Annotated in this window: 23 protein-coding genes, 1 other RNA gene and 1 pseudogene; 4 read left to right on the forward strand and 21 right to left on the reverse strand. The window is 37.8% G+C overall.

Annotation, left to right across the window (positions count from 1 at the left end; all coding sequences use genetic code 11):
* Positions 1-78: 78 nt before the first annotated feature.
* The 21 genes and pseudogenes from IGL93_RS07990 to IGL93_RS08090 form a co-directional block, all read right to left on the reverse strand.
* Positions 79-294: a hypothetical protein gene (locus IGL93_RS07990; RefSeq protein ID WP_002357102.1), complete on the reverse strand. Its 216-nt coding sequence runs from the start codon at positions 292-294 to the stop codon at positions 79-81.
* 221 nt (positions 295-515) lie between these two features.
* The gene (locus IGL93_RS07995; RefSeq protein ID WP_033789360.1) at positions 516-2,153 is read right to left on the reverse strand and encodes a DUF6119 family protein; all 1,638 of its coding nucleotides are present in this window, start codon (positions 2,151-2,153) and stop codon (positions 516-518) included.
* Between the two features lie 70 nt (positions 2,154-2,223).
* Positions 2,224-2,307 (reverse strand): annotated as a pseudogene (locus IGL93_RS08000) (toll/interleukin-1 receptor domain-containing protein); the annotation flags it as partial.
* 354 nt (positions 2,308-2,661) lie between these two features.
* Positions 2,662-3,960, reverse strand: coding sequence for a phosphopyruvate hydratase (eno, locus tag IGL93_RS08005; protein ID WP_002357098.1), 1,299 nt, complete (start codon positions 3,958-3,960; stop codon positions 2,662-2,664).
* Positions 3,961-4,091: 131 nt separating this feature from the next.
* Complete coding sequence (tpiA, locus tag IGL93_RS08010) at positions 4,092-4,847, reverse strand: triose-phosphate isomerase (RefSeq protein WP_002362045.1); 756 nt, start codon at positions 4,845-4,847, stop codon at positions 4,092-4,094.
* A gap of 48 nt (positions 4,848-4,895) precedes the next feature.
* Positions 4,896-6,089 carry a phosphoglycerate kinase gene (locus IGL93_RS08015; RefSeq protein ID WP_002357094.1) on the reverse strand — a complete coding sequence of 398 codons (1,194 nt, stop codon included), beginning with the start codon at positions 6,087-6,089 and terminating at the stop codon, positions 4,896-4,898.
* A 126-nt stretch (positions 6,090-6,215) separates the two neighbouring features.
* Entirely contained in the window at positions 6,216-7,217 is a 1,002-nt protein-coding gene (gap, locus tag IGL93_RS08020) for a type I glyceraldehyde-3-phosphate dehydrogenase (RefSeq protein WP_002357093.1), read from the reverse strand.
* Between the two features lie 39 nt (positions 7,218-7,256).
* Positions 7,257-8,294, reverse strand: a complete 1,038-nt coding sequence (locus tag IGL93_RS08025; protein ID WP_002357092.1) for a sugar-binding transcriptional regulator — start codon at positions 8,292-8,294, stop codon at positions 7,257-7,259.
* Positions 8,295-8,714: 420 nt separating this feature from the next.
* Positions 8,715-9,593, reverse strand: a complete 879-nt coding sequence (locus tag IGL93_RS08030; RefSeq protein ID WP_002357090.1) for a YitT family protein — start codon at positions 9,591-9,593, stop codon at positions 8,715-8,717.
* Between the two features lie 142 nt (positions 9,594-9,735).
* Positions 9,736-10,305 (reverse strand): TIGR01440 family protein, encoded by a 570-nt coding sequence (locus tag IGL93_RS08035; RefSeq protein ID WP_002365825.1) that lies wholly within the window; start codon positions 10,303-10,305, stop codon positions 9,736-9,738.
* On the reverse strand, positions 10,302-10,808 hold the full coding sequence (locus IGL93_RS08040; RefSeq protein ID WP_002395212.1) for an ECF transporter S component: 507 nt from the start codon (positions 10,806-10,808) through the stop codon (positions 10,302-10,304). The genes IGL93_RS08035 and IGL93_RS08040 overlap by 4 nt, the downstream gene beginning before the upstream one ends.
* Positions 10,792-11,628, reverse strand: a complete 837-nt coding sequence (locus IGL93_RS08045; RefSeq protein WP_002385835.1) for a bifunctional hydroxymethylpyrimidine kinase/phosphomethylpyrimidine kinase — start codon at positions 11,626-11,628, stop codon at positions 10,792-10,794. Before IGL93_RS08045 ends, IGL93_RS08040 begins: the two co-directional genes overlap by 17 nt.
* Before the next feature lie 149 nt (positions 11,629-11,777).
* Entirely contained in the window at positions 11,778-13,547 is a 1,770-nt protein-coding gene (gene aspS / locus IGL93_RS08050; protein WP_002360034.1) for an aspartate--tRNA ligase, read from the reverse strand.
* Between the two features lie 17 nt (positions 13,548-13,564).
* Positions 13,565-14,866, reverse strand: a complete 1,302-nt coding sequence (hisS, locus tag IGL93_RS08055; protein WP_002362049.1) for a histidine--tRNA ligase — start codon at positions 14,864-14,866, stop codon at positions 13,565-13,567.
* On the reverse strand, positions 14,863-15,084 hold the full coding sequence (locus IGL93_RS08060) for a hypothetical protein (RefSeq protein ID WP_002383130.1): 222 nt from the start codon (positions 15,082-15,084) through the stop codon (positions 14,863-14,865). The genes hisS and IGL93_RS08060 overlap by 4 nt, the downstream gene beginning before the upstream one ends.
* A 139-nt stretch (positions 15,085-15,223) precedes the next feature.
* Positions 15,224-15,670, reverse strand: a complete 447-nt coding sequence (dtd, locus tag IGL93_RS08065) for a D-aminoacyl-tRNA deacylase (protein ID WP_002357080.1) — start codon at positions 15,668-15,670, stop codon at positions 15,224-15,226.
* Between the two features lie 23 nt (positions 15,671-15,693).
* On the reverse strand, positions 15,694-17,907 hold the full coding sequence (locus IGL93_RS08070) for a RelA/SpoT family protein (protein WP_002357079.1): 2,214 nt from the start codon (positions 17,905-17,907) through the stop codon (positions 15,694-15,696).
* Positions 17,908-18,121: 214 nt separating this feature from the next.
* On the reverse strand, positions 18,122-18,874 hold the full coding sequence (locus tag IGL93_RS08075) for a 16S rRNA (uracil(1498)-N(3))-methyltransferase (protein ID WP_010775951.1): 753 nt from the start codon (positions 18,872-18,874) through the stop codon (positions 18,122-18,124).
* A 1-nt stretch (position 18,875) separates the two neighbouring features.
* Positions 18,876-19,823, reverse strand: a complete 948-nt coding sequence (gene prmA / locus IGL93_RS08080; RefSeq protein ID WP_002357075.1) for a 50S ribosomal protein L11 methyltransferase — start codon at positions 19,821-19,823, stop codon at positions 18,876-18,878.
* A 15-nt stretch (positions 19,824-19,838) separates the two neighbouring features.
* Positions 19,839-20,324, reverse strand: a complete 486-nt coding sequence (locus tag IGL93_RS08085; protein WP_010713278.1) for a DUF3013 family protein — start codon at positions 20,322-20,324, stop codon at positions 19,839-19,841.
* The gene (locus IGL93_RS08090; RefSeq protein WP_002364174.1) at positions 20,281-20,958 is read right to left on the reverse strand and encodes a DNA-3-methyladenine glycosylase; all 678 of its coding nucleotides are present in this window, start codon (positions 20,956-20,958) and stop codon (positions 20,281-20,283) included. The genes IGL93_RS08085 and IGL93_RS08090 overlap by 44 nt, the downstream gene beginning before the upstream one ends.
* A 128-nt stretch (positions 20,959-21,086) precedes the next feature.
* Here IGL93_RS08090 and IGL93_RS08095 point away from each other — a divergent pair, with 128 nt between their 5' ends.
* From IGL93_RS08095 to IGL93_RS08110, 4 genes are all read left to right on the forward strand, one after another.
* Positions 21,087-22,364: a replication-associated recombination protein A gene (locus IGL93_RS08095; RefSeq protein ID WP_010775952.1), complete on the forward strand. Its 1,278-nt coding sequence runs from the start codon at positions 21,087-21,089 to the stop codon at positions 22,362-22,364.
* 72 nt (positions 22,365-22,436) lie between these two features.
* Positions 22,437-22,630, forward strand: a non-coding RNA gene (ssrS, locus tag IGL93_RS08100) — 6S RNA.
* A gap of 7 nt (positions 22,631-22,637) precedes the next feature.
* Positions 22,638-22,970: a hypothetical protein gene (locus IGL93_RS08105; protein ID WP_002357068.1), complete on the forward strand. Its 333-nt coding sequence runs from the start codon at positions 22,638-22,640 to the stop codon at positions 22,968-22,970.
* Between the two features lie 177 nt (positions 22,971-23,147).
* Positions 23,148-23,621, forward strand: a complete 474-nt coding sequence (locus tag IGL93_RS08110; RefSeq protein WP_002357065.1) for a universal stress protein — start codon at positions 23,148-23,150, stop codon at positions 23,619-23,621.
* Positions 23,622-23,698: the final 77 nt, after the last annotated feature.

Raw genomic sequence — 23,698 nt, forward strand, 5'->3', positions numbered from 1 at the left:
ATTTTTCTTTATATAAGGAGCCCATTTTTTATGTTATTTAATCACAGGAACCTGATTCTATCATTGCAGAATAGGCTTTCATTCAGTATACTGTAAATAGAGGAACAAGAAACGAATTGGATAATTAGGCACTGAAAGAACGCACCACCGTTCTGAATGTTTCGAAACACACAACAGGTTATCGAAATGGCCATTGGAGAAAAATTCCTTTTTCTCCGAGGTTAGCGATTGTGACATGTTGCAATCGTTTTTTGTCCTTAAAATGTTGAGAAAAAGAAAAAAGGCACTTTGCATGTCAGCACCACCTGACAAACAAAGCCCTTCATAGACAGCACAACCTATCTATTCCAGTTGCCTTTTTTGCTAGTTACACTAGCTAATTTTAGTGTACCCGATTTTCAGTGAAATTACTAGCATCTTTAAAATTTTTACTGAAACGATCAGCCTGTGCAATGAACTAGTTTTCTTCAGCGGCGGCAACCGCTGAGAAGCTTTTTCTCAAATTTTAAGTTGCTCTACTCTATCATATAGTTTATATAGATAACTGGCTTTTTAGAAGAATATAATACATGTTTTTTCCAATTGTCTAAATAATTTTTGAATAAAAACATTTTCAAATATGTTAAGTCTGGTATTCCTTTTTCTCGCTCAATCAACTTAGTCTTCTTGTCTAATACAAGCCACAAACCTATTTTTTCTACAGACGGTATATCTTTTACTAATCCTGAGCGAATAATGTCTAAAGAAGCAAGTGATTGAGTAACTGCATAACTTAGCTTGGATGATGCATCACCGATTTTAACTGCAAATAATGTTTGCGTTTCTTTACAGTATATATCTGCAATCTCAATGTCTTCATTATTAGATAGTTTGGTCAACTGACGATCATAATTCTCTAAATGTTCATTTTCTTCTGCTAGCAAGAGATTATAAACTCTTTCTTTATAGTATTTTCTTTTTATTGACTCTTTAATCTCTTTCTTTGTTTTGCCAGTAAAATCAGATCTATTTTTTTCTTCTTCATATTTCTTAGCACAAAAAGTTTCATGCCTTTTTTTAGAAAAATCATACTCAGGATTATAGATTACTGGAATTTCACTAAGTGAATCATTTAAATAATCTAGATAGTCATTATTATAAGAATACCACTCACCATTTAGTAGTGTATAACGCTCTTCTTCATCTGTGTAATCTAATATTTTCTTTATCTCATATTTTTTTCTCTTGCCTTCAATTTCTTTACCTATAAAGATTTTAAAAATATCTTCGCCTATTAATTTGTTTTTTTCAATGAACATGCGTAAATCATTGATGTCAAATCCATCTAAAAAAACCGGTTTTCTATTTAAATAATGTACTGTATATTCCGTACTATAATCATTAAAACTCTCTATGTTTCCTATAATATCAAAATCTGAAAAATAAATAGGTGTTTCTCCATCAATTATTTTTTTTATTAATTTCCCATCTAATTTCTTAATAAGATTATCATCATTCTTGTCCAATTTCTTCAATAATGGAATTTTTATTTCTTCTTTCTCAGATGTAATGATTCTTTTTGCATAAAATACAAGCGCTAACATGTGTGTTAGACAGTCATTTTTCAACTCAACAGATAAAGCATCCCCAATTTCGATATTTTCTTTATATATTCCAAAATCTCTTGGTAATTTTTGGGTAGCTTTAACTTTTAAATAAGCTTCACCACTATCAAAATCAAAATATTTATTATCTTTAAAAGCATCAATCATCTTTACCTTAGAACTATGCGGCGCTGCTTTAGCTGTACGCTTTACTTCTTTGTAGTCTAACTTTCTCGCAAAACGAAAGGCAAATTCTTTATCTGCAAACTTATGAACACAATGATGCGCATGACTAAAAGAAAACGCATATAACTCATCATCCAAAGAAACTGTTAAAATTCCTTTGGGTGCTCCATAAGTTTTTAGATGTATTCCTTCTGTTAATTCATCAATTATCCATTGCCATTTTGGAGTTCCCTCTAAGTTATTTCGATCAATATATAACTGAATATGTACACTTTTTTGTCTATATTGACGAACTTCATCGCTTTCCATTTTATATTCTAAATTAATTTGCTCAAAAAATTCTTCCTTTTTTTCAGTTAAAATTTTATATAAATTTACTTTCATTTTTAGGACCTCCTTTAAAATTATTTCAGGATTCTAAACAAAATGCAAAAGTAGCTTTACATTTATTTATTTTTTTCAATAATTGGATAAACGCATCCACATATTCTTGATCCTTTGAACTATGACTAATAAAAATCTTTTTCCCGTTGCTCACTACTCAACATCCTCCAAGTTAAATTTGTGTTTTCATTTTTTTGTGAAATTCTATACTATTTCTTTAAGCGTACAGCGTTATCTGAAACCAGTCAATACTAAAATTATAAAATAACAATTATTTTGTTTTATTAAATTTTTATATAATGTTGTTTTGTTAATGTTTTGTTATTTTTAAACAAGTGATTATAGAGCGATGTACGGTTGAAGTTATTTCTAATCTATTTTTTTCAATATTTTTATAAATATAAAAAAAACACGCCTTTCTTTGCAGAAAGGCGTGTTTTTACGTCCGAGTATAAGGAGAATTGGTTCATTAACCAATTGTCCCTTTAAGCGTTATTCATTAAATGAATTATTTGTTTTTTAAGTTGTAGAAAGATTTTAAGCCTTTGTATTCAGCTACATCGCCTAATTGATCTTCAATACGTAATAATTGGTTGTATTTAGCAATACGGTCAGTACGGCTTAATGAACCAGTTTTGATTTGGCCAGCGTTTGTTGCAACAGCGATATCAGAGATTGTTGAATCTTCTGTTTCACCAGAACGGTGAGATACAACTGCAGTGTAGCCAGCTTCTTTAGCCATTTCGATTGCTTCAAATGTTTCAGTTAAAGTACCGATTTGGTTAACTTTGATTAGGATTGAATTAGCGATACCTTTTTCGATACCTTCAGCTAATTTAGTTGTGTTTGTTACGAATAAATCGTCACCAACTAATTGAACTTTGTCGCCTAATACTTCAGTTAATTTTTTGAATCCGTCCCAGTCGTTTTCGTCTAAGCCGTCTTCGATTGAAATGATTGGGTATTTAGAAACTAATTCTTCGTAGAACGCGATCATTTCTTCAGTTGTTTTTTCGCCTTCTCCTGAGTCAGCTAAAACGTAAACGCCTTTTTCTTTGTCGTAGAATTCTGAAGAAGCAGCATCCATAGCAAGAACAACGTCTTTACCAGGAACATAGCCAGCTTTTTCGATAGCTTCGATGATTACTTCGAAACCTTCTTCGTTTGAACCTAAGTTAGGAGCGAAACCACCTTCGTCACCTACTGAAGTAGCTAAGCCGCGACCTTTTAAGATTGAAGCTAATGCGTGGAATACTTCTGCACCCATACGTAAAGCTTCTTTGAATGTAGGCGCACCTACAGGCATGATCATGAATTCTTGGAAGTCAATACTGTTGTCAGCATGTGATCCACCGTTGATGATGTTCATCATTGGAGTTGGTAATACTTTTGTATTGAATCCGCCTAAGTAATGATATAAAGGCACTTCTAGGTAATCAGCAGCAGCACGAGCTACGGCGATAGACACACCAAGAATAGCGTTAGCACCTAATTTACCTTTGTTAGGAGTTCCATCTAAATCGATCATTGCTTTATCGATAGCCATTTGATCGCGTACATCGTAACCGATGATTGCTTCAGCAATGATGTTGTTTACGTTATCTACAGCTTTAGTAACACCTTTACCTAAGTAACGAGCTTTGTCGCCATCACGTAATTCAACTGCTTCGTATTCACCAGTTGAAGCTCCTGAAGGAACCATTCCACGGCCGAAAGCTCCGCTTTCAGTGTAAACTTCTACTTCGATTGTTGGGTTACCGCGTGAGTCTAAGACTTCGCGTGCGTAAATATCAGTAATAATTGACATGTTTTGTCTCTCCTTTGAGTTTGTATTTATACTAAGGGGATTCCCTCATGTATGATTGTAGTTAATTCTCGCAAACTATGCAAACATTTTTTTGCAAAAGTCATTGAGAAAACGTTACCGTTAGTGATTTCTTATTTTACAGCATCTAATAAAGCTAGGAATGAATCTGCTTCTAAGCTTGCGCCGCCGACTAAAGCACCGTCAACGTTTTCTTTTGCCATATATTCAGCGATGTTTTCTGGTTTAACAGAACCACCGTATTGAATACGAACAGCTTCAGAAACTTCTTTGCCGTATAATTTTTCAACTGTTGAACGAACAACACCACAGATTTCATCTGCAATATTAGCATCTGCAGATTTACCAGTTCCGATTGCCCAGATTGGTTCGTAAGCGATAACCATTGAAGCAACTTGTTCGTTTGATAAACCAACTAAGCCGTTAGTGATTTGACCTTCGATCCATTCCGCTGTTTTACCAGCTTCATACGTTTCTAAAGTTTCACCACAACAGAAGATTGGTGTCATACCATTTGCAAAGATTGCTTTGGCTTTTTTATTGATATCTTCATCTGTTTCGTGGAAATATTCGCGACGTTCAGAGTGTCCGATAATCACATAGTTTACACCTAAATCGGCAATTGCAGCTGGTGAGTTTTCACCAGTGAAGGCACCAGCGTTTTCCCAGTAGCAGTTTTGTGCAGCTAATTTCACTTCAGAATCTTTTAGGTTCCAAGCTAAAGGAGCTAAGAATAATGCTGGAGATCCAATCACAGCGTCAACAACGTCGTTTGATGGAACAGCATTTTTTACTGCTTCTGCAAAGCTTTGTGCTTCGCTTAAAGTTTTGTTCATTTTCCAGTTACCAGCGATAATTGGTTTGCGCATGAAAAGCACATCCTTTTCTTTTTTTAAAAATATTGTCTTTTAAACTGATTATTTATCGTTAATAGAAGCTAAACCTGGTAAAGTTTTGCCTTCTAATAATTCTAAACTTGCTCCGCCACCTGTTGAGATGTGAGAGAATTTGTTTTCGTAGCCTAATTGAATTGCTGCAGCAGCAGAGTCCCCACCACCGATGATTGTTGTTGCGTCTTCTAAATTAGCAATCGCTTCACAAACACCAATTGTTCCTTTGGCAAAGTTACTCATTTCAAATACGCCCATTGGTCCATTCCAAACAACTGTTTTCGCACCTTGTAATTCGTTAGCGAATAATTCAATTGTTTTTTCACCGATATCCAAGCCTTCTTCATCATCTGGGATTTCAGTTGAAGGAACCGTGTGGAAAGGAGCGTCATTGCTGAACTCTTTAGAGACAACTGTATCAACCGGTAAAACTAATTTGTCGCCAGCTTTTTCCATTAAGCTTTTCGCTAAGTCCACTTTATCTTCTTCAAGTAAAGATAAACCAACACTATAGCCTTGTGCTTTCATGAATGTGTAAGCCATACCGCCACCGATTAAAATTTTGTCGGCTTTTTCAATTAGGTTTTCAATGACAGCGATTTTGTCAGAAACTTTTGCGCCACCCAAGATTGCTACGAATGGACGTTTTGGATTTTCAACAGCTTCGCCGATGAATTTAATTTCTTTTTCCATTAAGAAACCAGCAACTGTTGGGATACCAGTTGAAGCAATTCCAACGTTTGAGGCATGTGCACGGTGTGCAGTACCAAAAGCATCATTGACAAATACATCGCCTAAAGAAGCCCAGTATTTACCCAATTCAGCGTCATTGCCGCTTTCTTTTTTGCCGTCAACATCTTCAAAACGAGTGTTTTCAAATACTAAAACGTCGCCGTCTTTCATATTGTTAACAGCGTCTTCTAATTCTTTACCACGTGTTTCTGGAACAAAAGTAACTGGTTGACCTAGTAATTCGCTTAAACGTTCAGCCACTGGTTTTAATGATTTGCCAGCTTTGTCTTCTTCTGTTTTTACACGACCTAAATGAGAGAAAAGAATTGCTTTTCCGCCATTTTCAATCACGTATTTGATTGTTGGTAAAGCCGCTACGATACGATTATCGTTTGTGATCACGCCATCTTTTAACGGAACGTTAAAGTCAACACGGACAAGGACTTTTTTGTCTTTTAAATCTACATCTTTAATTGTCTTTTTAGCCATGAGTAGACCTCCTGTATTGTCAATTTTAGGATTTTTCTTTTTTAAAAAAAGAAAGCGGAGAAGCGCGTTGCTTCCCCGCTTATTATTTCACAATTGTTCAAATTTCACTAATGATAAGAATGAATCTTATAAGTTAGCGAAGTATTCTAAAGTACGAACTAATTGAGCAGTGTATGACATTTCGTTGTCATACCAAGCAACAGTTTTAACTAATTGTTTGTCGCCAACTGTCATAACTTTTGTTTGAGTTGCATCGAATAATGAACCGTAAGTCATACCTACGATATCAGAAGAAACGATTTCGTCTGTGTTATAACCATAAGATTCGTTAGCAGCTTTTTCCATTACTGCATTTACTTCATCAACAGTAACTTCTTTGTCTAATACAGTAACTAATTCAGTTAATGAACCAGTAGCTACAGGAACACGTTGAGCAGCGCCATCTAATTTACCGTTCAATTCTGGGATTACTAAGCCGATTGCTTTAGCAGCACCAGTTGAGTTAGGTACGATGTTTGCAGCAGCAGCGCGCGCACGACGGAAGTCGCCTTTAGGATGTGGTCCGTCTAATGTCATTTGGTCACCTGTGTAAGCGTGGATAGTTGTCATTAAACCTTCAACAACACCAAAGTTGTCATGTAAAGCTTTAGCCATTGGAGCTAAGCAGTTTGTAGTACAAGAAGCGCCTGAAATTACAGTTTCTTCTCCAGTTAATGTTTCATGGTTTGTGTTGTAAACGATTGTTGGTACATCGTTACCACCAGGAGCTGAAATAACTACACGTTTTGCACCAGCAGTTAAATGTTTTTCAGCAGCTTCTTTAGAAGTAAAGAAACCAGTACATTCTAAAACGATGTCTACGCCTAATTCGCCCCATGGTAATTCTTCAGGGTTACGGTTAGCTAAAACTTTGATTTCTTTGCCGTTAACGTTGAATGAACCTTCGTGAACTTCAACTGTACCGTTGAAACGGCCTTGAGTTGTGTCATATTTTAACAAGTGTGCTAACATTTTAGCATCTGTTAAGTCGTTGATTGCAACTACTTCGATTCCTTCTACATCTTGGATACGACGGAAAGCTAAGCGTCCGATACGTCCAAATCCATTAATACCTACTTTAACTGTCATTAAAGATTTCCTCCTTATGAAAATCAAAAATTTTTTATTTTAAAGGGTTACCCCTTTTAAAATCTCGTTTGCAGCAGCTTCATCTGTGATGAGCCACGTTTGTTTTGGTGCATTTTTCATATATGCGCGAATGGCTTTGGCTTTCGTTTTGCCGCCCGCAATTGCGACGACATAGGGAATTTCTTGTAAGTTTTTTAATTGAAGACCAATTCGTGGAATTTTATAGACCACTTTTCCTTCTTCATCAAAGAAATAACCGAACGATTCTGCCACGGCATTTTTTTGTTTGAGCATAACCATTTCGTCATCAGACATTTTTCGGCGTGCCGCCATGTGCAACGCTCGACCAATACTGTGCACCACACAGTTGGCATGACTAATTAACGTAAGAACTTCTTGAATCGAGGGTTCTTGTAATAAACTATTATACGTTTCACGACTCAATTGTTCTGGGACATATAACGCCCGGTAGTTACCACCCGTTTTGTTGGCCATTACAGCACTAATTGAATTGGCTTGGACAGAAACTGCTTCACCAATCCCTCCTCTGGCTGGAACAAACAAATTATGACGTTTTTCAGTTTCTAGTGATCCCATATTTTCGGCCACCATGGCCATTGTTGTCCCACCCATAACCGCAATTGTATTCTCACCATTTGGTAAGAGTAAATTCAGCGTATTGGTTAAGACATCTCCAAAGTCCGAAAGAACTTTCTTTTGGATATCACTATCTCCTGCAACAACGATACAACGTTGAATGCCAAAGTACTGTGTCATTTCTTTTTCGATTTGGTGCATGCCAAGCAATTGATTCATGACTAATTCTAAGCCTTGGTAGACTTCCAAACCGCGTTCTGTTAATGTCATTCCGCTTTTTGAAGGTTCAATCAGGTTGAGCTGCTTCAAAACATCTGTTTCTGTACGCAAGACTCGCTCTGTAATTCCCATCGTTTCTGATAAACTTCTACGTCCAATAGGTTGCATCCAATAAATATTGCGAAGAATTTGGAATCTTTCTTGTAATACATCGAGCATATCTGGAGCAACTGCTTCAATCATTTTAAATTCTTTTAACATGATGCGCTCCTTTTGTGGGTCGAAATATGTCCAAGTAAGACTGAAAACGACCTATGAACTTTAAAAAAATAGAATTGATGTTCGTTTTTCCTACTATTTATTCATAACAGTATTAAAAGTACTTATCAATTACACACTTAGTGTACCAGTTTTTTTGGGTCTTTTCAATAAAAATGATTCTTTTTTCATCGTTTTCTTTCAAATCCAAACAAAGCATTCGTTTGCGAGAAACAATAGCGACTTATTTCCGAATAATTAGATTTAATTAAACCAAAAGCAAAGGAATTCACGAACGTCTTTCAATTAACTTCTTGTTTAAATGGGAATTTCAGGTCCTCACACAAAGCATTTTTTTACTTATTTTTCAAAAAAAGCAACGAAAGAATAGACACAGCCATTCTCTCGTTGCTTCATATCCTTTTATTTGTAATCTTCTTCGTAAAAACGTCCTAAAATTTTAACATTATCTGAGATGCTGACAAAGGCATTCGGATCACTTTCTTTCATGGCTGCTTCTAAACTTGGCAACTCAAAGCGTGTCACAATAGTTAGCAAAACAGTTTGGCGATCGTGGCGATACGCCCCTTCCGCTTCATGAATAATTGTAATACCGCGGCGCATTTTCTTTTGAATCTCATCCACGACTCGATCTGGGTTTTTAGTGACAATCATAACTTGCATTTTCTTTTGCTTAGTATAAACGGCATCTGTGACCTTCCCACTTACAAAAATTGATAACGCACTGTAGAACATGTACTGCCAGCCAAATAAATAACCTGCAACGAAGACAATTAGTGCGTTAAAATAAATTGAAATCGAGCCAACGGAACGCCCCGTTTTTTTCCGAATGGTAATGCTTAGAATATCTAAGCCCCCAGAAGAAACCCCGTTTTTTAAAACAAAACCAATTCCTGATCCAGAAATCGCCCCACCAAAAATAGCACAGATAATTGGATCTTGAGTCATCACCGTTTGCGGAACAATATGCATAAATAATGAAGTTAAAGTCACGGTAATGAAAGTAAAAATTGTAAACTTCTTACCTATTTTTTTCCACGCAATAAAGAATAACGGCACGTTTAAAAGATACAATGTAATGGAGACAGGCACATTAAAACCGACAATTTTTGTTGAGAGGGTTGTTAAAATTTGGGCCAAGCCTGTTAAGCCACTGGAATAAATATTTCCTGGTTGATAGAAAAAGTTCATGGCAATTGATGCAAGAATAGCATAGACAATCGACACGGAAAATTTTGTTGTATAGTCATGAACTGGCAGTCCGTCATAAATTTTTTTCATAAATAATAGCCTCGTTTCAGGTTTTCAATAAATTACATTTCTTTTCATATTATACGTGGTTTACCGAGAGAAAAAAAGAGATTCCTATAATAATTACGGAAGATTCATCAAATGTTTATAGAAATGAAAAAAGAACGAAATCTTAACGATTTCGTTCTTGGGTTGTTTCATAATGGGCTCTTGGTCCACCAATATATTTAGGACGAGAATATAATGCTGTAACATGGGCCGCACCTAACGTTCGAATGCTCAAGCGAAGAGGAACTTGCACATGTTTTACATGCATACCGATAGATGTATCGCCAATGTCAATCCCTGCTTGAGCAACAATATGCTCCACTTCCACAGGTTCATCAAATTTTTCAAAGGCAGCCACTGAACAAGAACCGCCAGCATGTAATTGTGGTACTACCGAGACAATTTCAAAGCCTTTTTCTTCAGCCACACGACGTTCCATCGCTAAAGCACGATTAATATGTTCGCATCCTTGGACAGCCAAAGAGATGCCTTTTTTATCTAATTGTTCAATTAAGGTTGAGACAATCCATTGTCCTACTTCGGCACTGGAATTTTTACCAATGACGCCACCTACTACCTCGCTAGTGGTACAACCTAAAACAAATAGGTCCCCTTTTTGTAAATTTCCTGCTGTAATGACTTCTTCTGTAATTGTCACTAACTGTTCTTTTAACATTTTTTCATCGATAGTCATTTGTTCATCCTTCTTTCTTCTAAACGACCATTTTTTGGTAACACACGTTTTAATGTTTGACTAAGAGGCAATGCTACAATCACCCCAAATAAGGATTGAATGATATTCCCTGGTAATGAGGCAATCCCCGCACCCACGCCATAAAGCCAGCTAGTCGCTAAAGCATACCCGCTAATCATGAGGAGACTGGCTAAAAGTAATCCTAGCGTTTGCATCTTTTTACTTTTATTAAAGAAGTGACCTGCTAACCAACCTTGTCCGCCATGAATCAATAACGAAAAAACGAACCATTGTGGATAGCCTGACAATAAATCAATTAAACCACCGCTTAAAGCTCCGACTGTCAAGCCACCAATCGGACCAAAAAGTAAACTAGCAATGTAAATCCCTGCATCCGCCAATGTAACAAAGCCATTTGTTGCTGGGACGGGGATAATAAAGACCATTGACACAGCCACTGTTAAAGCGGTAATTACTGCATATAGACTAATTTTTCTTGTCATTATCCGCCACACCTCCTGCTAGTAATCCTTCATGCCACACACTTCCAAAAGCTGCATTTAGCTGGACCCCAGAAACAATGGCTTCATGAACGTATGTTTTTGCTAAATCAACTGCTTCAATTAACGGATATCCTTTAACTAAATTCGCACCAATTGCAGAGGCAAAGGAACAACCAGCGCCATCAATGGTGTGGGCCATTACTTTTTCTTTGACCAATTGAATATGTTGTTGTCCATCATAAAAAAAGTCACGTGCTTCTTGGCCAAGCCAACGATTACCACCTTTAATCACCACCGTTGCCGCTCCTAAAGAGTTTAACTCTTCCGCCGCTTGTTGAACTTCTTCGACGGTTGTTAATTTTCTGCCAATGAGTAATTCTGCTTCTTTTAAATTAGGCGTTATAATCGTTGCGAATGGAAAAAGTTTTTCAATCAATAACTGCATGTATCTTTTTTCATAAACTGAAGTCGTTTCTTTAAAAGCCAAGACAGGATCCAACACCACCGGCAGACCTGCGTGCTTTTTCAAAAAGGTTGCAATTTGTAGCATACTTTCTTCACTGTGAATCAAGCCAATCTTGATGCCGTCTAAACTCCCGGCAGGTATGGAAGCGAGTTGCTCTTTCACCAAAGAAGTCTCCAGGTCATGAATCTGAAAATGATTCTTGGGGGCTGTAGCAAGGCAAGTTAAAGTTGATAAGCCAAAGACTTGATGATTTTCAAACGTTTTTAAATCTGTTTGAATCCCGCCACCTGAAAAAGGATCGGAACCGCCAATTGTTAAAATTATTTTTGTCATTTGTTTCGCTCCTTTATACACTCAGTTATCATACAAAGTTTTCTAAAAAGAAAAAACAGCCAATTGGCAGATTTTTAGCTCAGCCACTTTTTATTTTGTTATCCTTTTCCTTCCCAAAGAAAGAGTGACCTCATCCGTCAATGAAGTCACTCTTTCTTTAGATTTAACATTTATTCGTCAATGGCTGTTACATCAATGTTTAATTCAAACAATTGTAATGGAGAAACTAAACTTGGTGCGTTGTTCATTGGGTCAATTGCTTTCCCGTTTTTAGGGAAGGCAATCACTTCACGAATATTTTCTTCCCCAGCCAATAGCATTGCTAAGCGGTCTAGCCCTAAAGCAATCCCTCCATGTGGCGGGAAGCCGTAATCTAATGCGTCTAGCAAGAAACCAAATTGGTCTTGTGCTTCTTCTTTTGTAAAACCTAACGTTTCAAACATTTTTTCTTGTAATTCTCGTGTATGGATCCGTAATGAGCCACCGCCTAATTCGTAGCCGTTTAAGACAACATCGTAAGCTTCAGCATACACAGAGGCTGGGTCTGTTGCTAAGCGGGCCACATCCTCTGCTTTTGGTTGTGTAAATGGATGATGAGCAGAAACATAGCGGCCAGCTTCTTCATCATATTCAAACAACGGCCAATCCACAATCCATAAGAAATTGAATTTCGATTCATCAATTAAACCTAATTCTTTACCTAAACGTGTACGTACCGCACCTAAAGCAGCGGCTACGATTTCAGGTTTATCGGCACCAAACATTAAAATATCACCGACTTCTGCATTGGTAGCAGCAATTAATTCATCACTAACTTCTGTTAAGAATTTAGCAATTGGTCCTTTTAAGCCATCTTCTTCAACTTTTAACCAAGCTAAGCCTTTTGCACCAAATTGACTCACATACTTACCTAAGTTATCCATATCTTTACGAGAATACTTATCTGCGGCGCCTTTAGCATTTAAAGCCTTCACATGTCCGCCATTTTCCAACGCTGCTTGGAAAACTTTGAAGTCTACGTCTTTCACTACATCTGCGACATCAATTAATTCCATAGCAAAACGAGTGTCAGGTTTATCGCTACCATAGCGTGCCATTGCTTCGTCATAGCTCATTCGTGGAAACGGAACAGAAATCTCAATTCCTTTTGTCTCTTTCATCACTTCAGCCAACATATTTTCTGTATATGTTTGAATTTCTTCTGGTGTTAAAAAGGTCGTTTCGATATCGATTTGTGTAAATTCTGGCTGACGGTCGCCTCGTAAATCTTCATCACGGAAACAACGAACGATTTGGTAATAGCGATCGAAGCCTGCCCCCATTAATAATTGTTTAAAGAGTTGTGGTGATTGTGGTAAAGCATAAAAATGACCGGCATGGACACGAGAAGGAACCAAATAATCGCGAGCGCCTTCTGGTGTTGATTTGCCTAAATAAGGAGTTTCAATGTCTAAAAAGTCATGATTATCTAAATAGTGACGGATTGTTTTCGTTACTTGGTGACGTAATTTAATGTTGTTTGTCATTGATGGACGACGCAAATCTAAATAACGATATTTCATGCGCAATTCGTCATTAACGTTATTGTCATCTTCAATGGTAAATGGCGTTGTTTTCGCAGTATTTAAAATCGTAATGTCAGTCGCCATCACTTCAAACTCGCCAGTTTTCATTTTGGGATTAATCGCTTCTTTATCACGATAAACGACTTGACCTTTAACTTCGATGACGTATTCACTACGACATTTATCAGCAATTTCCCATGCTTCTTTTGACTTTTCTGGGTTAAAGACCACTTGGACGATTCCTTCACGGTCACGTAAATCAATAAAGATAACGCCTCCTAAGTCACGACGTTTTTGAACCCATCCTTTTAATACAACTTCTTTTTCAATAAATTCGGCAGATACATTGCCGCAATAGGTTGTGCGTTTTGCCATTTCTCAATCTCTCCTTTTTATTCTTCAATCATTTTTGTCATCATTTCGTCATACACTTCATCAAATGAATCATGAATAGCACTTAACGGGAAGGCTTTTTCTTCGCGTGTTGCCATTGATTTTACGTTGACAATGCCTTCATTCAATTCATTTTCACCGATTGTTAAAACTAATTTTGCTTGTAATTTATCGGCCGTTTTAAATTGCGCTTTTGGTTTGCGATTCATGTAATCACGATCAGCTGAGAAACCAAAGTTACGAATGCTTTGAACAAGTTGCAAAGCTGCGACGTTGGTTTCTGAACCAATCCCAACCACATATGCGTCTAATTCAGATAACGCTGGAATCACAACTTCTTCAGCTTCCATTGTTAACAACACTCGCTCAATGCCCATACCAAAACCAAAACCTGGTGTGTCTGGGCCGCCTAATTCTTCAACTAAACCATTGTATCGGCCTCCTGCACAAATAGTTGATTGCGCACCCATTTTAGGCGCTTCACTCATAATTTCAAAAATTGTGTGTGTGTAATAATCCAGGCCGCGAACCATATTACTATCAATTTCATAAGGAATTTCTAGTAAATCTAACATATCAGTTACTGCTTCAAAATGTGCTTTAGATGGTTCATTTAAATAATCTAAAATGGAGGGCGCTTCTGCGACGATCACCTTGTCTTTTTTATCTTTGCTGTCTAACACCCGCAATGGATTTTCGTGTAAGCGACGTTGTGAATCCTCGCTTAATTCTGCCATATGGGGCTCTAAATAATCGATTAATGCTTGACGGTACGTAGCACGTGTTTCTTTATCCCCTAAGGAATTAATAACTAATTTGATTTGTTGGATGCCTAATTGTTTGAAGAAGTCCAAAGCCATAGCCATAATTTCAACATCCAATGCTGGGTTTTCACTACCAAATGCTTCCACACCAATTTGATGGAATTGACGCAAACGACCAGCTTGTGGGCGTTCATAGCGGAACATCGGCCCCATGTAATAGGTTTTATATGGTTTCGTATATTCCGGACCATATAATTTATTTTCAACGAAGGCCCGAACAATTGGCGCTGTCCCCTCAGGACGTAGCGTCACGTGACGGTCTCCTTTATCATAAAAATCATACATTTCTTTTGAAACAATATCTGTAGTATCGCCAACACTGCGAGATATCACTTCATAATGTTCAAAAATCGGGGTTCTGATTTCTTGGTATTGATAATCTTTAAAAATCAAACGAGCTGTTTCTTCCACAAATTGCCATTTTTCAGAAGTTCCTGGCAAAATATCGTTTGTTCCTTTTGGTTTTTGATAACTCATTGTCTTTCTCTCCTTCTATCATTCCACAAAAATGTGTGCGCCATTTTCTTTTTTCTAAAAATGAAAAAAGCCCTTGTATGTTGAACATACAAGGGCGTAAAAGTCTCTTTTACACGGTACCACCTAGTTTTGAAAGATTTGACTCTTTCCTCAACGATTAACGCTCGTAACGGGACGGCTTTTCTTCCGTCCATCTCCAGAATGTCTTTCACTTTCACTGTTGAAGTTGCTCTCAGCCACGGCAACTCTCTCTTCGCAGACAGATGAAACTTACTCGTTCCTTCGTAGATTTTTAATATTATCTATAAACTACTAAAGTTCTCTTAGAAAGTCAAGGGTTTCCGACAGGAAAATCAATTATTTTTCTCGTGTATCAATCACAATGGTCACTGGACCATCATTGGTCAACGACACTTGCATATCCGCGCCAAATTCTCCTGTGGCTACCGCTATTCCTTCTGCTTCTAATTGTTGATTAAATAATTCATACAAAGGAATCGCCACATCTGGACGAGCCGCTTCAATAAAACTGGGACGATTGCCTTTTTTAGTTTTTGCATAGAGGGTAAATTGAGAGATACTCAAAATTGATCCTTCAATCTCTTGAATACTGCGATTCATTTTTCCTTCGTCATCTTCAAAAACACGTAATTTACTGATTTTGCCAACAACATAAGCCACATCTTCTGGCGTGTCTTCTTGATGAATGCCCACCAGCACCATGAAGCCTTGTTTGATTTGTCCCACTATCTGCTCTTCTATCGCAACTTGTGCTTGACTGACTCTTTGAATAACTACTTTCATCTTTTTTGCCTCACTTTTAACACTTACCCATTGGTTCGACGAACACTATAAACATCTGGTACACTTTTAATTTTGTCAACGATGGTTTTTAAATGAGAAAGGTTTTGAATTTTCACAGTGACATGAATCTGGGCCATCTTATCTTTGGATGGACGAGCTTCAACGCCGACTAAATTTTTTGTCATCGAACTAATGACTTGTAAAACATCACTCAGTAAGCCACTACGATCATAGCCGTAAATCTCCAAATCGGCAGCGTATTCTTTGCGACTGTGCTCGGTATCTTCCCACTCAACTTCAATTAGACGTTGTGCTAGTTCTTCTTGATGTTGTACGTTAGGACAGTCCGCACGATGAATTGAAACGCCCCGTCCTTTGGTAATGTAACCAACGATTTCATCACCAGGCACTGGATTACAACAGCGGCTTAAACGAATCAATAGGTTGTCCACCCCTTGAATCACGATGCCGCCTTCATGACGAACTTTCATTTTTTCTGATTCTTTTTTAGCTGGCTGATTTAACAACTCTTCTGCTTCTTGGCGTTGACGTTCCAACTCTTGTTCGCGGCGTTCTTTTTCTGTTAAACGATTGCACACTACTTGCGCACTTACTTCGCCATAACCTACTGCCGCAAATAAATCATCTTCCGTTTGAAATTTAAATTTATCTAGCACTTCCGCCATTTTATTCTTCGTTAAAAATTCTTTCGGTGTAAAGCCGATTTCTGTCATGTATTTAATGACAGCATCATGCCCTTTAATAATGTTATCTTCACGGTCTTGTTCTTTAAAGAAACGTTTGATTTTATTTTTGGCTTTACTTGTTTTAACCATTTTCAGCCAGTCGCGACTAGGTCCGAAAGAATTCGGTGATGTTAGGACTTCAATAATATCCCCATTTTTTAGGACATAGTCTAACTGTACCATTTTGCCGTTGACCTTCGCGCCAGTTGTTTTATTCCCAATTTCAGTATGGATACTGTAAGCAAAATCTAGTGGTCCGGAGCCTTTTGGCAGTTCGGTTACATCTCCACTTGGCGTAAAGACATAGACTTTGTCGCTAAAAATGTCTTCTTTCACACCTTGCATAAATTCAGAAGCATCATAGCTTTCATCTTGTAATTCAATAATTTCATGGAACCAATCGACTTGCTTCGTCAGTTCATCTGTTTCAATTTTTTCCGCTTTGCCTTCTTTATAGGCCCAGTGAGCCGCCACCCCAAATTCGGCGATTTGGTGCATCTCATGGGTCCGAATTTGGACCTCTACTGGATTCCCTTTTGGCCCAATAACTGTCGTATGGATAGATTGATACATATTCGCTTTTGGCATAGCAATATAATCTTTAAAGCGACCTGGCATTGGTGTCCAACGTGTATGAATCGCCCCTAACACGGCATAGCAATCTTTAATGGAATCGACAATAACACGAATGGCTAATAAGTCATAGATTTCATTAAACTGTTTCTTTTGGTCCTTCATTTTACGATAGATTGAATAAATATGTTTTGGTCGACCATATATTTCTGCGTAAATTTCTAAATCTTCCGTAGCTAAACGAATATCTTCGACTGCTTCTGCCACATAAGCTTCACGTTCATCACGTTTACTTTGCATCAAATTAACAATTCGATAGTATTGGTTGGGGTTAATATAACGTAAGGCAGTATCTTCTAATTCCCATTTAATTCGACTAATCCCTAAGCGATGTGCTAAAGGCGCATAAATTTCTAAAGTTTCTTGCGCAATCCGTCGTTGCTTATCTTCACGTAAATGTTTTAATGTGCGCATATTGTGCAAACGATCGGCTAGTTTCACCATAATGACCCGTAAATCTTGCGCCATTGCCAATAACATTTTCCGATGGTTTTCGGCTAATTGTTCTTCATGAGATTTATATTTAATTTTTCCTAGTTTCGTTACGCCATCGACTAACATTGCGATGTCTTCGCCAAATTCTTCTTTTAAATCGTCCAGTGTTACGTCCGTATCTTCGACAACATCATGTAAAAATCCTGTTGCTACAGTATGGGGATCCATATGTAATTCAGCCAGAATGCCTGCCACTTGAATCGGATGGATGATGTAAGGTTCACCTGATTGTCGGACTTGACCTTCGTGTGCTTTTTCAGCATAAGTTAATGCTTTTTGAACCAACTCAACATGTTCTGGTCCCATATAGGTACTTACAATTTTGATGACCGCTGGGCCTGTCAGTATTTCTTCTTTTGGCATGGTATTCACTCCTCTATGAAGGTGACCTTTGGATAAAGAACACTTCGTTCACGTTTTATCTATTTTAATAAAAAAGAAAAGTACCACTTGAAACAGTAGCACTTTCAACAACTCTATTATACTAAATTTCCCTTAAATTTCAATCACTGTCGCTTTTTTACTCTCTGTTTATTCAAAGAGAATGCCTACAAGAATTTTACAGGCGGGCTTTCGTTTAATTTAAAAGTTCCATTTGGTAGCTAACCGCACTTAAAAGATACAACGGTGCTGTTTCTGCTCGTAAAATTCTCGGACCCAACCCGCAAAGTTTCGCCCCAGCCTGCAGAAATTGTTCAATTTCTTGCGGTGCAAAGCCACCTTCAGGTCCAAAGAGCACACACAAACATGCGCCTGGCTGGCAAGTGGATAATACTTGTGCTAATTGACTTTTTTCTCCTTGTTTTGCTGATTCTTCATACGCAACCAAGACTGTGTCATATGAGTCAAATTGCGCAATGATTTCTTGTGTTTTTTCCACCAAAGAAACATTTGGTGTCTGCTGCCGATGCGATTGCTCCGCCGCTTCTGTGGCAATTTTTTGTAATCTTTTTTCTTTGGCTGCTCTTTTTTTGTGGTCCCATTTGACAACGGAAGTTTTCGCAGGAAAGCCGATAAACTGATTGCCACCTAGCTCCGTGCCTTTTTGAACAATCCATTCTAACTTGTCCCCTTTTGGTAACCCACACGCAATCGTCACTTCAATTGGCAATTCTTTGTCCATTTCTTCTTTACTAATTTCTTTAAAGTAAACAGACGTTGGATCAATTTCCACAATCTCAGCTAAAATGGCAGTTTTATTTTGAAATACTAAATAACAACGATCATTCGGCGTCATTCGCATAACCCGCACAATATGATGATAGTTTTCATCTGCGACTTTATACAAATCTTTTTCTTGATAATCTTCTTTCATGAAATACCGTTGCATTTTACTCTTCCTCTGGTTTCTTCAAGATAATCGCATACCAGTCGCCTTGATTAAAGAGTTGGTCCACCACAAAACCGACTTTCGTTAGTGCTTCTAAAACCATTGCTTTTTTATCTTCAATAATTCCAGAAATAATGAAGGTACCGTCTTGTTTTAGCAAACGCCAAGCATCTTCAATCATTAACACAATAATATCTGCCAAAATATTTGCGACGATTACATCAGCAGAATGGTCAATCCCTTTTAGTAAATCATTGGCTGACACATGAACATCGGCCGCAATGGGATTTAAATCCATATTTTCTTTTGCCGCTGCAACTGCTACTTCATCTAAATCATATGCGTAGACGTCTTTAGCCCCTAAATAGCGACTTGCAATACTCAAAACACCAGAACCCGTCCCTACATCTAGAACTGTTTCGCCACCACGTAAAACAGTTTCTAAAGCTTGCAAGGTTAAACGAGTCGTTGGATGCGTGCCTGTACCGAAAGCCATGCCCGGATCCAATGTGATAATTTTTTCTGCTTCATCTTGTGCATGATAGGCTTCCCAACTTGGCACAATCGTTAAGAATCGTGTGACACGGACAGGATGATAATATTTTTTCCAAGCAGTTGCCCAGTCGCTTTCTGCTACTTCACTAATTGTCATTTCGTTTTTACCAATGGATAAGCCGTACTCAGGCAAGCGTAAAATATTTTCTTTCATAAATGGTAAAATTTCTGGTAAGAAGGTTGTTTCAGGAAAATAAGCCATCACAATCGCCCCTTCTTTAATGTGGGTGAATTGCTCTTTATCTAAAATTTCCCCATACAGATCACTTTCAAAATTTTCAATGTCCAACGCATCTTCAATGGCCACGCCACTTGCGCCAGCTTCCATCATAATGTTTGAAATTGCTTCAACTGCTTCGCTAGCCGTTTCTACTTTTACTTCTGTCCACTTCATGTTCTCACCTCTAAATTAATAACTTGGATACGCAATCCATTGTTCTTTTTCTGTTTCTGCCACTTTTTTAATCATCGCTTCAAAATCTGCTGGCTCCCAATGCAATTCAAAAACTTCCGCTGTTTCATCTGATAAAAAGTCTAACAAATCACTTTGCCCTTCATCTAAAACCACTTTTAAATAGTGAATGAATCCGTCTAAAACTGCTTTGCGTAGCCCTTTTTTTCCTTCATAAGGAATTGTGACTAAATACTCTTCATCATCAACGACTGACTTTTGCGGATTATAAAATAACAAGCCATCTTCAAATTCAATGAATTCTTCTTCTGAAAGCGTACCGTCAACATCATCAATCGCCACTTGTTCATTGTTTTCTGCATATAAACGAACAATGACTTCGATGGTATGGTTTTTGCGATCCCAATCAAGGCCTACTTCGTAATCTGCTAAGTGTTTTTCAAGTTGTTCCTCTAAGTATGTGAGCATTGTTGCTTTTTTCATTTTCTTCATCCTTCCAGCCAAAATCTATTTGGTCTACTGCTGTTCTTTTTTGTTTAGAAATATATGGATTGCCAGCCACGACGTATCTTAAAGGTAACTCTGTCCAACGACCTTTATTGGGAATTCCAATTCGTGGTAGTGCCTCAATTTTTTTCGGAAATTTTCGTTTTTCTGGCACGAGCCGTAACGAACTAGAAAAAATCGACTGCCCATATAATTGCTTATCAATTCCTAAGGCTGCAACTAATTTACCTGGTCCATTGGTCAATTCCACGCCTTGACGTCCTTGGCGATTTTCAATCATTTTGTCGACACCTTCAACAGGTTCAATCGCGCGGATCATCACCCCTTGTGGTTTGCCTTGTTCTTGTGTCACCATATTTAAAATTAAATGCGTGTGCATAGTATATAAATAAATCGTGCCTGGTTTGTCATACATGGCTTGTAAGCGTGGCGTTTTTCTCAAGCCAAAGCTATGGGCCGCCTCATCATCAGGACCTAAATAAGCTTCTGCATCCACAATGTACCCACCTAAAACGCCTGTTGCTGTTTCGTGCTCTAAGTACATCCCTAACAAGTATTGTGCCACTTCTTCAGTTGTTTTTGTGTTAAAGATATTTATCGTTTCTTTCATTTCTTTCACCACTCCCTATCATACACGAAACCTTCCGCTATATCCATCTAAAACCCAAAAAACCACCAAAAAGCGAATGTACGTTCTTTATGTTATAATAAGATGATTATGAAAAAGGAGGTCCTTTTATGCAACAACCTTTAGCCTATCGAATGCGACCTCGTCACTTAGACGAAGTAGTTGGTCAACAACATTTAGTCGGCCCTGGTAAAATTATTCGTCGGATGGTCGAAGCCAAAATGCTTTCATCGATGATTCTTTATGGGCCGCCTGGTACTGGTAAAACCAGTATTGCCAGCGCAATCGCTGGTTCAACAAATTATGCCTTTCGCATGTTGAACGCGGCCACAGACACCAAAAAAGATTTACAAATCGTTGCTGAAGAAGCCAAAATGAGTGGCACAGTGATTTTACTGCTTGATGAAATTCACCGATTAGATAAAACAAAACAAGATTTTTTGCTCCCTCATTTAGAAAACGGACGAATTATTATGATTGGAGCCACTACCGAAAATCCATATATTACAATTAACCCTGCGATTCGTAGTCGCACGCAAATTTTTGAAGTAAAGCCCTTAACAGAAACAGACATTCAGCAAGCGATTCAAGAAGCCTTAACCGATAGCACACGTGGCTTAGGCGATTATCCCGTCCACTTAGAAGAAAAAGCATTACAACATTTGACACGCGCAACGAACGGTGACTTACGTAGTGCGCTAAATGGACTAGAATTAGCTGTTAAATCAACACCCAAAAATGAACAAGGCGAAATTAAGATTACTTTACCGATTATTGAAGAGTGCGTGCAACGAAAAGCCTTAACCCATGATAAAGATGGCGATGCCCATTATGACGTGATTTCCGCTTTCCAAAAGTCGATCCGAGGAAGCGATGTAGATGCTGCACTTCATTATTTGAGTCGCTTAGTTGAAGCAGGTGATTTACCGATTATTTGTCGTCGTTTAATGGTCATTGCTTATGAGGATATCGGTCTTGGGAATCCTGCGGCCGCCGCTCGGACAGTCACCGCTGTTCAAGCCGCCGAAAAGCTAGGGTTTCCAGAAGCTAGGATTCCTCTAGCTAGTGTCGTCATTGATTTATGTTTATCGCCAAAATCAAATTCTGCAGTCACAGCGATTGATGCTGCTTTGGCAGATATTCGACAAGGCTCTGTGGGAGACGTTCCTGATCATTTGCGTGATGCCCACTATGCTGGAGCCAAAGAATTAAACCGTGGCATTGGTTATCAATACCCACATAATTTTGAAAACGGTTGGGTCAATCAGCAATACTTACCTGACAAATTAAAAGAGGCACGTTATTACGAACCGATTGATATTGGTAAATATGAACAAGCCTTACATCAGCAACTCAAGCGTATCCAAGAATGGAAACAGAAAAAATAACAAAATAATACGCTTTCAAAAAAAGAAACAATCTCGTTGCCGATTTTGAGAGAGTATGCTATTATAAAGATGGTAAATCTGTGATGTACGCGTTGTCCTTTCACTGTGTTGACCGAACATTTTTATTGATATCTAGGGATCCTGCTTGTATCAAAGTTGGTAACATGCCTTTTCTTTTGGTAGTTCAATACTGCGATCGAGGAACCCACCTGCTTATCTTGCGGGTTCAATACTCTAGGACGATTACCGGCATCGACGGATTTTACCATTTTTATGAAGATTTCTAAACAATTTGCTCTGGCAAGTTGTTTTTTTTTGGAGGACAAGATGATTCGTATACTCGTACTATTACTCGCCGTTGTCACAGGCGTAGCCAGTTATTATTTGATGAAGAAAAGTGCAGCTTTTTTACCACTCTTAAAAAAAGAAACTGCAACAGAAAGTCAACAGTTTATCGAACGTTTTGGGCGTTATTACTTGATTATCGCCATTCTAGGTGTTCTAGCGGCTATTTTTAATCGCCCGTTATTGTCAATTGGTTTTATCTTTTTTGTTTTATTACTTTCAACGTTGTTTAGTTTAACTTTTGCAAAAAAAATGTCATAAAAGACGATGAATTTAAAACTTCGTTCAAAAAGATTTTTTTGAACGAAGTTTTTTTTACAAAAAAATGCCAATATTCAGAAAAAAAGAAGCGGTTTCAGTTTCTTTTTTTCTTTATTTGTTTTACAATTATTATAGAAACAATTAATGATTTTTTTTACGCTGAAAGGAGCGGTTATTATGTTACAACAATATCAAAAAATTATGATAGCAATCGATGGTTCTGACGAAGCAGACTTAGCCTTTAAAAAAGCGGTCAACGTCGCTAAACGAAACGATGCTGAATTACTATTAGCACATGTTGTTGATACGCGCTCTTTCCAATCAGTGTCCTCTTTTGATGGTGCGCTAGCAGAAGAAGCAATGTCAATGGCAAAAGAAACCTTAGACACCTACCAACAACAAGCGGTGGATATGGGACAAACAAAAGTCTCTAGCGTTCTAGCCTATGGTTCTCCTAAGAACATTATTGCCAAAGAATTACCAAAAGAATACAACATTGATTTAATTATGTTAGGAGCAACTGGATTAAATGCCGTTGAGCGTTTATTTATTGGCTCTGTCTCTGAATCAGTTATCCGTAACGCTAGTTGCGATGTTCTCGTTGTACGGACGGATTTAGACAACAAATTACCAAAAAATGAAGAAAAATAAAAAATAAAAAGAAACTGAGCCAACTATCACTTTTGATAGTTGGCTCAGTTTTTTCTTATTTACCTATTAAGCACACC

The sequence above is a fragment of the Enterococcus sp. DIV1328a genome, from assembly GCF_050536905.1.
In the GTDB taxonomy this organism is placed as follows: domain Bacteria; phylum Bacillota; class Bacilli; order Lactobacillales; family Enterococcaceae; genus Enterococcus; species Enterococcus faecalis.

Bases quoted from the DNA above. Each gene is read 5' to 3' on its own strand.
- aspS (WP_002360034.1), bottom strand. From the start codon at position 13,547: ATGGCAAAACGCACAACCTATTGCGGCAATGTATCTGCCGAATTTATT.
- IGL93_RS08015 (WP_002357094.1), bottom strand. From the start codon at position 6,089: ATGGCTAAAAAGACAATTAAAGATGTAGATTTAAAAGACAAAAAAGTC.
- IGL93_RS08040 (WP_002395212.1), bottom strand. From the start codon at position 10,808: ATGACAAGAAAAATTAGTCTATATGCAGTAATTACCGCTTTAACAGTG.
- IGL93_RS08085 (WP_010713278.1), bottom strand. From the start codon at position 20,324: ATGAAAAAAGCAACAATGCTCACATACTTAGAGGAACAACTTGAAAAA.
- IGL93_RS08110 (WP_002357065.1), top strand. From the start codon at position 23,148: ATGTTACAACAATATCAAAAAATTATGATAGCAATCGATGGTTCTGAC.
- eno (WP_002357098.1), bottom strand. From the start codon at position 3,960: ATGTCAATTATTACTGATATTTACGCACGCGAAGTCTTAGACTCACGC.
- IGL93_RS08090 (WP_002364174.1), bottom strand. From the start codon at position 20,958: ATGAAAGAAACGATAAATATCTTTAACACAAAAACAACTGAAGAAGTG.
- tpiA (WP_002362045.1), bottom strand. From the start codon at position 4,847: ATGCGCAAACCAATTATCGCTGGTAACTGGAAAATGAACAAAACTTTA.
- IGL93_RS08105 (WP_002357068.1), top strand. From the start codon at position 22,638: ATGAAGATTTCTAAACAATTTGCTCTGGCAAGTTGTTTTTTTTTGGAG.
- IGL93_RS07995 (WP_033789360.1), bottom strand. From the start codon at position 2,153: ATGAAAGTAAATTTATATAAAATTTTAACTGAAAAAAAGGAAGAATTT.
- dtd (WP_002357080.1), bottom strand. From the start codon at position 15,670: ATGAAAGTAGTTATTCAAAGAGTCAGTCAAGCACAAGTTGCGATAGAA.
- IGL93_RS08095 (WP_010775952.1), top strand. From the start codon at position 21,087: ATGCAACAACCTTTAGCCTATCGAATGCGACCTCGTCACTTAGACGAA.
- IGL93_RS07990 (WP_002357102.1), bottom strand. From the start codon at position 294: ATGCAAAGTGCCTTTTTTCTTTTTCTCAACATTTTAAGGACAAAAAAC.
- IGL93_RS08025 (WP_002357092.1), bottom strand. From the start codon at position 8,294: ATGTTAAAAGAATTTAAAATGATTGAAGCAGTTGCTCCAGATATGCTC.
- prmA (WP_002357075.1), bottom strand. From the start codon at position 19,823: ATGAAGTGGACAGAAGTAAAAGTAGAAACGGCTAGCGAAGCAGTTGAA.
- IGL93_RS08030 (WP_002357090.1), bottom strand. From the start codon at position 9,593: ATGAAAAAAATTTATGACGGACTGCCAGTTCATGACTATACAACAAAA.
- IGL93_RS08070 (WP_002357079.1), bottom strand. From the start codon at position 17,907: ATGCCAAAAGAAGAAATACTGACAGGCCCAGCGGTCATCAAAATTGTA.
- gap (WP_002357093.1), bottom strand. From the start codon at position 7,217: ATGACAGTTAAAGTAGGTATTAATGGATTTGGACGTATCGGACGCTTA.
- IGL93_RS08035 (WP_002365825.1), bottom strand. From the start codon at position 10,305: ATGACTATCGATGAAAAAATGTTAAAAGAACAGTTAGTGACAATTACA.
- hisS (WP_002362049.1), bottom strand. From the start codon at position 14,866: ATGAGTTATCAAAAACCAAAAGGAACAAACGATATTTTGCCAGGAACT.
- IGL93_RS08075 (WP_010775951.1), bottom strand. From the start codon at position 18,874: ATGCAACGGTATTTCATGAAAGAAGATTATCAAGAAAAAGATTTGTAT.